General features: G+C 62.1%; 10 protein-coding genes and 1 pseudogene. 3 read left to right on the top strand and 8 right to left on the bottom strand.

Features of this window, described 5'->3' with window-relative positions; genetic code table 11:
• Positions 1-55: 55 nt before the first annotated feature.
• Positions 56-2,056, bottom strand: coding sequence for an EAL domain-containing protein (locus tag J2X36_RS25270; protein WP_310354791.1), 2,001 nt, complete (start codon positions 2,054-2,056; stop codon positions 56-58).
• A gap of 493 nt (positions 2,057-2,549) precedes the next feature.
• Between J2X36_RS25270 and J2X36_RS25265 the strand changes: the two genes are divergently transcribed.
• On the top strand, positions 2,550-3,476 hold the full coding sequence (locus J2X36_RS25265) for a class I SAM-dependent methyltransferase (RefSeq protein ID WP_310354789.1): 927 nt from the start codon (positions 2,550-2,552) through the stop codon (positions 3,474-3,476).
• Between the two features lie 431 nt (positions 3,477-3,907).
• Complete coding sequence (locus J2X36_RS25260; protein ID WP_310354787.1) at positions 3,908-4,093, top strand: hypothetical protein; 186 nt, start codon at positions 3,908-3,910, stop codon at positions 4,091-4,093.
• A 1,143-nt stretch (positions 4,094-5,236) separates the two neighbouring features.
• Here J2X36_RS25260 and J2X36_RS25255 read toward each other — a convergent pair.
• Positions 5,237-5,386, bottom strand: a pseudogene (locus tag J2X36_RS25255) (IS6 family transposase); the annotation flags it as partial.
• Positions 5,387-5,708: 322 nt separating this feature from the next.
• Positions 5,709-5,846 carry a hypothetical protein gene (locus J2X36_RS25250; RefSeq protein ID WP_310354785.1) on the bottom strand — a complete coding sequence of 46 codons (138 nt, stop codon included), beginning with the start codon at positions 5,844-5,846 and terminating at the stop codon, positions 5,709-5,711.
• 67 nt (positions 5,847-5,913) lie between these two features.
• Between J2X36_RS25250 and J2X36_RS25245 the strand changes: the two genes are divergently transcribed.
• Positions 5,914-7,151 (top strand): IS3 family transposase gene (locus tag J2X36_RS25245; RefSeq protein WP_310354783.1). Its coding sequence is split into 2 segments (ribosomal slippage): positions 5,914-6,280 and positions 6,280-7,151, totalling 1,239 coding nucleotides; the frame shifts between segments, so codons are not numbered across the junction.
• 158 nt (positions 7,152-7,309) lie between these two features.
• On the opposite strand, the gene J2X36_RS26950 is transcribed toward J2X36_RS25245, so the two are convergent.
• The 5 genes from J2X36_RS26950 to J2X36_RS25225 form a co-directional block, all read right to left on the bottom strand.
• Positions 7,310-7,561: a PilZ domain-containing protein gene (locus J2X36_RS26950; RefSeq protein WP_405029856.1), complete on the bottom strand. Its 252-nt coding sequence runs from the start codon at positions 7,559-7,561 to the stop codon at positions 7,310-7,312.
• 413 nt (positions 7,562-7,974) lie between these two features.
• Positions 7,975-8,514 (bottom strand): pilus assembly protein, encoded by a 540-nt coding sequence (locus tag J2X36_RS25240; RefSeq protein WP_310354781.1) that lies wholly within the window; start codon positions 8,512-8,514, stop codon positions 7,975-7,977.
• Between the two features lie 65 nt (positions 8,515-8,579).
• Positions 8,580-10,007 (bottom strand): pilus assembly protein, encoded by a 1,428-nt coding sequence (locus J2X36_RS25235; protein WP_310354779.1) that lies wholly within the window; start codon positions 10,005-10,007, stop codon positions 8,580-8,582.
• 113 nt (positions 10,008-10,120) lie between these two features.
• Entirely contained in the window at positions 10,121-11,167 is a 1,047-nt protein-coding gene (locus J2X36_RS25230; protein WP_310354777.1) for an HD domain-containing phosphohydrolase, read from the bottom strand.
• A 62-nt stretch (positions 11,168-11,229) separates the two neighbouring features.
• Positions 11,230-12,703, bottom strand: a 1,474-nt coding sequence (locus J2X36_RS25225; protein ID WP_310354775.1) for a sensor domain-containing diguanylate cyclase, incomplete at its 5' end; no start/stop codon positions are given.

Genomic DNA, 12,703 nt, shown 5'->3' with positions numbered 1-12,703 from the left:
GCCAGCGGGCGAGCGCGCACCGACATCCCTTAGACCGAGGCTGCATGAGAGGCGATCAAGCCGACAGTGACTGCTCAAGGAGGGCGGCGTTCGCCACATGAGCGATCGCCGGCATCATGTCTGCGGCTGCGGCCGGTCGGCCAAGGTAGAAGCCTTGAAGGAGGTCCACCTGGAGCCCGAGAAGGATGTCACGCTGCTCCTGCGTCTCAACGCCCTCCATGAGAACCTGACAGCCTGTGCCTCGGACGAGATCGATGATCCCCCGCAGCATTTCCGCGCCCTTCGGCGTCGAGCTCGCTTGTAGGAACGACCGGTCAATTTTAATTGCGTCGAACTCAACCTCCCGAACGCACGAGAGTCCGGCGAAGCCGGTGCCAAAATCGTCGAGCCAGATTCTCACGCCCAGCAACCTGAGCTCCTGAATGCTCTGCACGATCTCCGGCTGCCCTTCGATCTGCAACCCCTCGGTCACCTCAATGATGAGGCGCTGGGGCGCCACCCCGAATTCGGTCAAAATCGCGGCGACCGACAGCGGAAACCCTGGCGATCTCAGCTGCAGTGCCGAGACATTCACGCTGACCGCAGGCACGAACTGCCCGACCAGCAACTCACGGCACGCTGCCCGGATCGCCCACCGTCCGAGTTGCACGATCAGGCCCATCTGCTCAGCCAAAGGAATGAAGACGGCCGGGGAAATGCTTTTCCCGCGTGGCGTTCTCAGTCGCATTAGGGCTTCGACGGCAACAACTCCTCCCGACCGATCCCGGATCGGCTGGTAAACCAGCGAGACAAGGTTCTGACTTTCCGCCGTGCGCAGTAGATCAGCAATGTTTTCGTTGATGTCCAACTGGTTTGGATCGTTGCGGTCGAAAATTCGGACGCAGTTCCGATTCCCGTTCTTCGCATTGTACAATGCACGGTCCGCCTCGGTGACGAGCCGTTCAAATTTCGATCCCGGAATATCGTCACTCAGGGCGGCACCGATGCTGACCGTCACAACGTGTGACTGGTCGGGACGCTGCTCGTGGGGAATCTGAAGATCTTCAACGGAGCGCCGAACACTCTCAGCAATGGCGGCGATATTTTTGCGGGACCTGGCTGGCACGAGCAGAATGAACTCCTCGCCGCCAAACCTCCCGAGGACGCAATGTTCGCCCCCGACCGCCTCCACCATGGCCTTCGCCACGGCCACGAGGCAGGTGTCACCCTTCTGATGCCCGTAACAGTCGTTGTAGCGCTTGAAAAAGTCGACATCGATGAGGACGACAGCGAAGCTCCTCTGCGAGGTTTGCCACGCTTGCCAGAAGACACGAAGTTGATCGTCGATGGCACGACGGTTCGCGAGGCCAGTGAGCGCGTCCGTGGTGGAGAGGCGCAGCAGCGCCTCTCCACGCTCGATTGCTTCCTCTTGCCGGATCTCTGCCCGAACCGAATTCAGAATAACCAAGTACCGCTCGTCGTTCAGTTTCCAGTTTACGAAAAGCGTTAGTGCATAAGTTGAAAAATATAGCGTAGAAACTACAAATAAATACTGCACACTGAGATAAAACTCATGCAACAGCGTGATTTGAGAGAAAAGCAGAATTGTGGTCGATGAAACGGCAGCAACAACGAACCGGAAGTTGAAGAACACGTTCTGTCCAAGCATAAATATGACGCCGTACGTCACGTAGTACGGCAGCACATCACGATTTTCGCTGCAGCTCGCAATCAACAACCAAGTCGCGAATGCGACTACAGTCGCCGCAGCACACTCCGTTTCGATAATCAGGGACCGAGCGCCACGCCGAAACAGAACTTCAGTACAGGATAGGAACGCCGCCCCGATAACAAATCTCGCAATTATGCTGGCCAGCGCTACGTCATGGATGAGGATAATGTCGGCGACAAAGAATATGACATACACGAGATTTCCGAGATGCGCCGAGATCCGCGTGTTTCGCCGCTGCCAATCCTCACGGCGGAGCTCATAAAGAGTATTTAGGGCAGGCGACCGCTTCGCATGCCAAGCTCTACTGAGCTCGGCATCAATTTTTTCTGCGAGGGTCGGCGTCATTCACAGCATCCAACTGCCCGTCGATCGAAGTTAGCCCGCCTCGAAACGAATTAAACTCTTTCAAGCGAGCGACCTGCCTCTAGCGCAGGGACGCTCAGTTTTAGCACAACCGAAGTTCACAGATGCTTAGCGGTGGCCCAATGGCTGTCGCGCCTTCATGGCACTCAGCCGAGAAACCCGATTGAAGTGAATTTTCACCTGATTGAATGAGCCCAATTCTATGCGCCCTCGCACGGCATCAGCGTTGGAACGCGGCGTGTATCCGATGACCTGCCAGCACCTGTTCGTCGAACCAGTCCGGCCACCGGGAGGAGTTTGAGTCCCCGTCCCCACACGGCTCGGACAACACTCCCTGCAGTCAGCGGCAAGGTCGCGGGAGCGAGCACCTGTGGACAGCGGCGAGCGATCTGTGGAGGGCACCCCCGAGGCATCTGTGCAAAATTACCCCTAAAGAGGTAAGGAACTGTTAAGGTTACAGGCTGGAGGATTGCGCGTGGATCACCTGAACGTCATCCTCTCTGAGGCTCAGGCCCGCCTCGCTGCGAGCCCCGGTTCCGACACCATCGATTGGCTCGCGCGGGAGTTGGCTGCGTCCTTCGACGCAGCCTCGTCGGCAGGAGAGCTGGCAGCGTTTCAGGCGTCCTGTCAGGCACATCCGCTCTCAGAAGTCTTCCTGTCGGATCCTTACTCTCGCCGCGCATTCGACAAGCCGCGCGGCTACGCCGGCGACGCCGTAATGCTGGATTTCATCTACCGTCCCACGGCGTCACCGTCTAACGGTCTAGCCGGCGTTGTTCATCAGGCAACAACCACGCTTCCGAACGCCAAGAGCATCTTGTGGCGCAGAGACTACCTGGCGACCATCATCTATAAGTATATGCGGCAGCGGGAGATGGCAGAGGTGCTGTCGGTCGCATCCGGGCATATGCGCGAACTGGACGCCCTCCGGTTGCTGACCTCTGACAACAACGTACAGTTTACAGCACTCGATCAGGACAGTTCGTCGATCGCCGAAGCCAAGTGCACTTACCCTGAGTACTGCATAACCGGTCTGCCACGCACTTTCGCAGCACTGATAAGAGGTAAGAAAGTTACGAAGAAATACGATTTGGTTTACTCGGCTGGGCTTTTTGATTACCTAACTGATGCAACAGCAACTGCGTTGATTGGAGCCCTGTTTTCTCGGCTGAAGCCAGGAGGCTTGCTATCGATCGGAAATTTCACACGTGACAGCCACGGCCGTGGCTTTATGGCTGGCTTCATGGATTGGTGCCTCATCTATCGCAATGAAGACGACTTGCGCTCTCTGGCGCAGAAAGCATGCCCGACAGCGTCCTACCGGATTTTCCGCGATCAACCAGGAAACGTTGTCTATTTGGAAATCTTTGCGGAGCAAGGTGGCGCGGCGAGCTCCACGTAGTGTCCGCCGCCGCTCACTCTGACATTGTGCATGGACGGTCGGCCCTGAGTGGAGACGTTGGTTTGGCGAGCCTGCCTGGCGGCGATGAGGCACCAGAGGAAGCGTCCGCTGTTGATCAACTGCTGTCGGTCCGAGACGGTGCAGCTACTACGCCTTCAGGCACTCTCCATGATCCATCTTCGCCAGCGCCTGTTCATTCTCGGGGTCATCGTGACGGGAGCCAGTGCAGGTCGGATGTTAGCAGTGAACGATATCGACCTGGCATATGAGAAATGCGCGATTGCAGGCCTCATGGCGATCATCGTTGTTCAACTCCGTCATCTATGCGACCTGATGCGAAGCTCCTGAAGCTCGTCTTGAGCTGCTCCATCCTACAGACAGATTGCAACGTGCTTCTGGAGCTCTCCGATTGCCTACGCGGCTGACCCAAGATGGGCTGGACAGACTCAATTGTGATGTCTGCCAACGCTGTCCTTCTCCTCGCCGCGATTCTGCTTCTTGCTGCTGTTGGTCATCTCTATCCAAAGCCGCAACAGGCACATCGGCGTGTGATTTTGGCTGTTGCGCTCGGCCTGATGGCAGCTCTGCTTCTGCTTCTCTATTACGGACGCCTTTGAGGAGGTGTCTTTCCTATCTCTCCTGTACCGGAGCAAAGACGCGGATAGCACCTGCTTAGCGGCCGTGGCGCGCGAGGCTGAACAGGCTTGATGTTGCAATCACGCAGCCCAGCCCGAGCAGGCAGAAGAAGCCAAGGAAGCTCGCTGGACGGCCACGCGCGGTCAACGCTGCAAAGCACCACGTGGCCGAGCAGCAAGCCAGTGGAACCGTTCATGAGGTGCCCTCCTCATGTTTGTGAGAAGGAGGCCAGTGCGGCTCAAAGCCAAGACAACTGCAAAGGTTAGGGCTTCCTGACGAGCGACAGATCGAAACTGGGGTGATGCCATGCAAGCCGCTCAGGATGCCATGGAGCGCATCCTGGTGAGCTGATGCTCGCCTGCCGAGCTGGGCACGGCCACAAGATTCTACCGGCTACTGCACATGTTCCTGAAGCGACAGTACCTGCCTCTATCCTCGTACCCGGCCGGACAGCGGCGAACACAAGCCCCAGCGGCGAACTTGAGGGATAGCGGACACAGCCGACCGAGCCGCTGTTGGTAGATGTAGGCGTGGGCTCGGCTCTGCGCCGCACATGTACCAGCCGTGGCCGCAAAAAGCCCAACGGCGAGCCAGAGAGGAGCTGCGCAAGACAGGCGAGAGGACTCAGCGGCTCCGATGTAGGGATCGCGCGTCAACTCGCATGGTCTTCAGGCGTCCAACCGGCACTGCCTTCGATGATCTGAGCGAGGCGCAAGAGCAGGCCAAGGATTGTCTGACCAGCTACAGGGACATTCGATCTGGCGCCATGATCCGCCAATGAATATCCTGGATCGACTGGGCGAGATTCAGAGGTGGCGTGTCAGTGAAACAACGGCAAGCTTCCACCTAAAACTGCGAGACCGGCAATGAGAAGAGTCCCGGAAATACGCTCCAGTAGCGACTCATGCTGGGAATGCCGCAGCGAGACATATGCCGCACTAAGGGCGAGTGTGAGCAGCACGGCGACGATCACTGGCACAAAATTCATGACGCTCCCCCACCAGGATAGTTTTACAACATTTCAGAGATAGAGCCAGGGATGCAGGAGAGTTTTCCCGAGCTAAGCTGCACACTGATCTAAGTTAAGCAAGCTGCTTGATACCAAGTGAGACAACCTATGGTCGCGGCTTCGGGCGCCGCGCCTGCAGCCCGCGGGCGATCAGCGGCCCGAAGCTGAGCACCCAGCGGCGGATGCTCTCGTAGGCGACGGTGATGCCGCGCTGGGCCAGGAGTTCCTCAACATCACGACAGCTCAGCGCGAAGCGCAGGTACATCCACACCGAAGGCTGATCATGGCCGATTGTGTTGAAAAACTCCTCAGCACGGACCGAGGTCTCTACCGCTGGTGGCTGCCTCTCGCCGCTGTCCCAGGTGTTGTGGGTTCATGCCCTCAGCAGAGGGACAAACGGAGTTTTTCAACACAATCGGCCAAGAGCCGCCCGGCTGCTTCGGAGTGGCCGCCGAGTCGGCTGAGCGACCGAGATGGGCGCCAAGCGGAAGGCCTGGTTTCCAGTCGGGATCTCGGGTGGAAACTTGGCGCGAAGCACGCTTTGCGCCTCAATCAGATCTCGCTGAGTTCGGCTGAACCGAGTGAGATCACGCTTGGGAGGTGGCTCGCAAGCGAGCGATGTTCTCGGCCAACTCGCACAAGCCAACCAACTCCTTCAGGCGGTTGGTGACGCGCTGCATAGGTTCGCGGAGGCGCTCGGGGCCGCTGATGATGTAGCCTGCCATCACGTTGAACTGCACCTCGTTTTGACCGGACAGGCGGCATAGCTCACGAAGGCATAGGCGCAAGCCTATGGGTAAGGCTATGTCACCTGATCCGACTGCCCCGCCGGTGCACGGCGAGATCCTGGCTGGCGTTCAGCGCCGACGTCGCTGGTCCACGTCCGAGAAGATCCGCTTCATTGAGGAGAGCCAGCAGCCCGGCTCGTCCGTATCGTTCGTGGCCCGCCGCTACGGCATATCGCCGAGCCTGCTGTTCTCGTGGAAGCGACGCATGCTCGAGGGCGGCCATCAGGCCGTGCAAGCCGACGAGGAAGTCGTTGGCACCAGCCGGGTGCGCGCGTTGGAACGGCGCGTGCGCGATCTCGAACGCCTGCTCGGGCGCAAGACCATGGAGGTCGAGATCCTGAAGGAGGCGCTCGACCTCGCGCGCACAAAAGAACTGAGCTTGCCGCTCGCCTCCTGGGGCGAGCCGACGGGCGGTTCGCGGTGAAGGCGGTCGCCGACACGCTCGGCGTAGCCCGCTCTCATCTGACCGAGCGCCAGAGCCATTCCTCCCGGCCGCGCGGCCCCTACCGCAAGCCCGAGGATGCGCTGCTGTTGCCGACGATCCGCGCGATCGTCGATGCACGGCCGAGCTACGGCTACCGCCGCGTCACTGCGCTGGTGAACCGGGTGCTGCGCTCGCGCGGCGAGCCCGTCATCAACGCTAAGCGCGTGCTACGCATCCTGCGGGCGAACGGGCTCACCCTCGCGCCGCACACTGCCCGCCGTCCCGGCCGGACCCACGACGGCGTCGTCGTCGCACTACACTCGAACGTGCGATGGTGCTCGGACCACCTCGAACTGCGCTGCCGGGACGGCGCAGTCGTGCGGGTGCTGTTTGCCATCGACGCCTGCGATCGCGAAATCATGGCTTGGTCAGCGACCACGGCGGGTGTCTCGGCCGAGATGGTCTGCGACCTGATGCTTGCCTGCGCCGAGCGCCGGTTCGGCGCGACGAAGACACCGCATCCGGTCGAGTGGCTGTCCGACAACGGCTCCGCCTACATCGCCAAGCAGACCGCTCAAACGGCCGCTGCGCTCGGCCTGCGGTTGCTGTTCACGCCGGTGCGCTCGCCCCAGAGCAACGGCATCGCAGAGGCGTTCGTGAAGACGCTCAAGCGCGATTACGCCCGCCTCACGATCCTGCCGGACGCCGAGACTGTGATGCGACTTCTGCCCGGCTGGTTCGAGGACTACAACACCATCCACCCGCACTCCGGCCTGCGCATGCTCTCGCCCCGAGAGTTCCTCAGCCGGAGTGCCTAAACCCGCCTCGCCGCCTGTCCGCTCAGACAGGGTGCACTCCACACGTCGCGCCCGAGGTTGTGGTTGACCAGTGCCTTAAGTGCGTAGGCCGAGAGGTCGCAGCTCTACGCAACCGTGATGAACGTGCGCCGCAGGCCGTGCACAGCGAAGCCGTCCCACTAGTCTATGAACCTTACGCCAAGGGTCTCCGTCGTGCGCCGCTTCACCTCGCATGTTCGCTGGCGGGCGGAACCGACGATGTGCAGGCGAAAAGTTTTCGGGATTGCCTTTGGTGCCTGGACGACGACCAACGCGCCGGACGACGAGATGTCACGCACGAAGCAGTCGATTGGCTCGCGGGCTCCATCAACTGTGATCTGACCGACGCGAGATATCTCATATCGCGGGGTCACTCGGCGCTCAGCAGTCATGAACACATATCGTCGTACGCGAGATCGGCAGTTCACCAGGAAAGAATTAACGCACCCGCTCTGGCTAGGATTGCGCTTCCGCTAACTGCTTATCAAGCTTAATGAATGTTGAAGTTGATCTCCTAGAGGCTGCCGAGGATTAGTGGGGCTGATGACCCCTCCGCTCTTGCCCAGGCTTCGTACCCTTGCCGCGCTGTCGGCCCGTGACGCTGACGTGCTCCTCCGATCCGCCGAGCGCCTATTCGGCTCCCACGACACCCTGCAGGCAAAGAGAGTACTTCGCCGCATCGCCATCTACCGGCGCGCTCTCGGGCTGCTGCCATCACATGTGGCAGAGCAGCCATCTCCGGTTCTGGCGAGTTGCTAACGCCTCGGGGTAGCAACCCCGCTCCCATTCCGACGCTAAGACCCTCTCAGGTGCAGGACTTTCCGGAGTACGGCTCGGCTCGGAATATCGCGGTTGCGGTGAGCAACTGCCGTCCGCCAGCCATGGCTTGGCCGCCGATGTTCATGAAGCTGAAGGGCCGCAGGATCGGCACGGCCGCGCGCACCGCAACCACATCGTCTCCCTCCGGGCACTCGAAGCGCGTGCCGAAGCTGATCAGGAAATCCTGCTTCTTGCTGTCATAAGCCGGAGGGATCTGGCTTCCGCTGAAGCTGCCGGCGCGGATCACGTCCAGGCGCACATCATCGCAGCGGAAGAACACGACCCGGCTGCCGCACATGAGCCGGCGCAGCCGCTCACTCGGCTCGGAGCCATTCGCCCCGTCCTGGAATTCGCCCGTGCGCAGGAGGCGCGCGGCTCGGTCAACCGAGATGTCCAAGGTCTGCTGCGAGAGGAAGGCGAAGCCGGCTTCAAGGATGAGACACAGCAGCGCCAGGAACGGGAAGGCAATGAGCGAGAATTCGACGGCCGAAGCTCCGCGGCAATCCGAGATGAGCGGAGCCCTCACCAGAGACTGCGATGCAGTGCTCGCTCGGCCACTCGATCTGCCGCCTGAGCCAAGCACCTTCGCACTCACTGCGTCAGCAGCAGCTTGCCTGAGAGTGGGCCGACGCCTTTGGGCACCGGCACGCTCGTGGCGTCGTAGTTGGCGTTCAGGAAGAGGTTCGGCCCTTCGTAGAGGTTCACCTGCTGCGCCACGATGACCGTGTAAGCTGATTGATCCGCCACAGGCTTGCTGGCGTCGATCACGAGCCGCCCGGCCGGAAGGTAAATCGTCCCGAGCATCGTGCGGGCGTTGTCGCTGATGATGCGGTAGGTCCGCATCGGCTTCGTGCTGCCCAGCGGTGGCGGTGTCGGCGGGATGGCATTGCCTGTGATGATGTCGGTCGCTTCAAGGACCGGATCGATCGGTGAGCTGACCGAGCGCTCTTCCGACATCAGCAGACCCGCCAACACGCCCGTGGTCGGTGCCGCGAGGCTGATGGTGGTCTTCTTGTCGAACAGCAGGCCGCTCTTGTTGCCTGTGAAAAAGAAGGCCACGTCCACGCCCGACATGGAGGCGCTGTCCTTCACGATCAGCGGCCCATCCTTCATGATGTAGATGCCGGCCTTGAGCGTCACGACCGCCGCGCCGGTGATCTGCAGGCCCCCGCAATAGGTGCCGGGCTCCAGAGTGAAGCTCGTGTCGACCCTGTTCTCGCCGGGGCGGAGCTTGCCGTCCTTGCGCGCGGAGGCGGGTAGCTGCACGCAGTCGCCGAGACTGGGCTGACCGGTGCCCTTGAGCGGGTCCTCGATGGCAGGACAGTCGGTCTGCGGGTTGGGCGAGAAGTTGGCCTTTGCTCCGTCGAAGCCGCCTCCCGAGCAGATGAGATCGGCCCGAGCCAGGGCATTGTCCTTGCCGACCATGCCCTTGGTGTTCTTGGAGTTCGAGTACAGCGAGCAGCTGTTGCCGGTGACCTGAGCGTTCTTCTGCAGCGCAAATGTGCCGGGAGCGGCGGGGTCGAGCGTCAGCATGCACAGGCGCATGCGCCCGACCACGTTGGCGCGGGCCTTCGTCGCGATGGTCGTAGAGCGGATGCCCACGAACGCGCCGAAGGTGAACCGGATCGTCTCCTCTGCGCGCGCGAAGACGCTGGTTTTGTCGTCTGCGACGGTGATGTTGACCGTCAGCGGCTGGCTGACGGAGCCCTTGGCCGCGTCGCGGATGGTCTGCTCGGTCAGGCCCGCGATGCTGGCGGGGTTGGAGGCCGCTAGCTTGAGGGCATTGCCACCAGCCAGCACACCGGCATCGACGGCGCTCTGCAACTGGGCGCGGCGGTGGACGAGGCGCGCGTAGTCGGAGGCACCGCCCGCCATGCCGAGCAGCACGGTGGCGCTGAGCCCGAAGATGACGGCGACCGATCCACGGCGGTCGCTCCCGTACCTCTCTGCGGCGCAGAGCGTGCGCTGTACGGCGGCCCGACAGCGACCCCGCTTATCCGAAATGCGACGCAGCACCATGATGTATCGACCGCCGGCCTAGTGTCTGATCCCTTTGCGGCTGATGATAGAAGGACGGCAGTTAACGATTACGAGAGAGCCGGCGTATTCATTAGCGTTTAGAGAAAGTAAAACTATGCTGCTTTGTTCGATGCGAACGTGACCTGGGCAACGACATCTGGCCAGCGGCTCAGGAAAGCCTCGACAACCTTCACGTCAAAGTGGGTGCCGGCTTTCTCCGCCAGGAAAGCACGTGCCGCCTCCGGCGCCCACGCCTCCTTATAGGGGCGCTCGGTCGTGAGCGCGTCGAAGACGTCCGCCACCGCAACGATCCGCCCTGGCAGTGGGATTGCCTCACCCCTGAGACGATGTGGGTAGCCCGTCCCATCCCAGCGCTCGTGGTGGCTGACCGCGATCTCGGCCGCGAGCCGCATCACGGACGAGGCACTCCCACCCAGAATGCGCTGACCGCGTTCGGCGTGGAGCTCCATCTCCCGGCGCTCCCCGGGCGTGAGCGCGCCGGGCTTGAGCAGGATGGAATCTGGCACGGCGATTTTGCCGACGTCGTGCATGGTTGCGGCGAGACTCAGTTGCCGGCACTCCGCCGGGGAGTGACCGAGCGCCTCAGCGATCAGCCCCACATAGGTGGAGACCCGGACGATGTGGTCCCCGGTATCCGCGTCCCGGTGCTCGGCCGCCCGCATCAGGGTCGAAACGATCTCGCGCTCGCGCTCCTCAACCAGGGCCACAGCGGCCGCAACTTCGCGGGCGAGCTGCGCCGCGTGCTCGCGCTGGGCCCGATGAGCTGCGGAGAGGGCCAGCAGGTTCGACACGCGTGCGCGGATCTCGACCGGGTCGGCGGGTTTGGGCAGAAAGTCGGTCGCGCCGGCCTCCAGCGCTGCGCGACGGAGGCTGCGCTGGTCGGAGCTCGTGACCATGACGACTGGCACGGTCGCGAGTTCCGGAATGCACCGCAACGCCCGAATGAACTCAATGCCGTCCATGACCGGCATCTCGTAGTCGGTGATCACCACCCCGATCTCGCAGGCGTTGGCCTTCGCGAAGGTGAGAGCCTCGGCCGGCGCGGTGAAGTCATGCGGGGTACAACCAGCAAGCGGCCGAAGCGCGGCCACGATCACCAGGTTGTTCATCTCCGCGTCGTCGAGAATGAGCGCTAGCATGGGAAATGTTCTTTTTCGCTGTTCTGTCTTCCGATGCGATGCCTCTCAATCTCGTAGCCGCACTACGCGGCCGCCCGGAGACTTGGCGATGCTGTCGCCGCAAACGATCGCACGCAGTTGCGCCCGTCGGACTTGGCCGCATAGAGGGCGCAGTCTGCCCGTTCGATCGTGTGGTCGATGTCACCATCGGCTAACTCAGCCTCGGCCATGCCAATGCTGATCGTCGACCTGAGGCATGGCCCTTCGGGCTCGAACACGGTGTTTGCCACCGTCTGGCGGATCCGATCCGCAAAGATGGCCGCGCCTTTCAGATCGGTCTCGCGGAGCAGAACCACAAACTCCTCGCCACCGAACCGCGCGACCTTGTCGGTCGTCCGGATCGCCTCGCTGATGATGCGTCCAACCTGGCGGATGACCTCGTCGCCCGCAGCGTGGCCGTACAGGTCGTTGACGCCTTTGAAGTGATCGATGTCGATCATCAGGATGCAGATCGAACGCCGGTAGCGCCTGAAGTAGCTCATCGCGTCGTTGGCCAAGGGCAGGAACGCGCGCCGGTTGAGCAGGCCTGTCAACGCGTCCGTTTCGGCCAGAACCTGCATCGCGTGCAGATCGGCGCCGAGACGTCTGACGCGATCCTGAGCGGCATGAACCGCCTGTGAGGCCTCCGCTTCGACGAGGCGCGCCTCCGCCTCGGCGGTGCCGATGCGCCTCAGCAGCGATCTCACCGAGGCAGACAGGCGCAGAACCTCGGGCGAGCCGTGCACATGGCGCGTCATCCTCGCATTCGGCTCGCGGCCGATGCGGTCGACGGCTCCCGTGAGCTGCGCCAAGGGCCGGGTCAGCCGTGCCGCGGCCCACCAGATTGCGACAACGCCGAGTACAGCCGTGGCGAGCCCGAGCAGGAGGATCAGGGCGGTCAGACGGTTCGCCCCGGCCAGTGCCGTGTCGACCGGCAGCAGCGCAACGACGATCCAGCCCAGGCCCGGGTAGTCGCCTCGTCCGCGGGTGGCGGCGGTCGCGGCGAGCCGATCGCCTTCAGCGCTGTGGACGATGAAATGACCGGATGCGAGATCCGCGGCGGTGTACGGCGTCGCTCCGGGGTTGGATCCGAGCAGGACCCGGCCGGCGCGATCGAGGACGACCACATCCTCCTTCAGCTCAGGCCTGCGAGACGACAGGACTTCGCGCCGGACGATGTCGGCCCATCGCCAACTGAGGTGAGCTCCGAGAACACCGACGATGTGGCCCGAGGCATCGGCGATCGGTACCGCTACATCCACGAACCGGAACGGCATCCCGTCGCTGTTGGGAGGAAGCGCGGATTCCAGCAAGGCCGCCGCGTGCACGTCTTCCACTGCGGCCTGCTTGATGCCATCGTTGAACCAGGGGCGCTGGCTGACGCTCGCCCCTTCAAGAAGGCCGCCTGTGGCGGCACGCACCTGGCCATCGCGATCGGCAAACCCGATCCAGGCGTAATCCGGCAGCGACCTCTGGATCGTTTCCAACACTTTGCGAAGGCTGCCGGTATTCTCAAGC

Source organism: Methylobacterium sp. BE186 (genome assembly GCF_031457035.1).
Taxonomy (GTDB): Bacteria; Pseudomonadota; Alphaproteobacteria; order Rhizobiales; family Beijerinckiaceae; genus Methylobacterium; species Methylobacterium segetis.
This window is presented reverse-complemented; position numbering and strand designations above follow the sequence as displayed.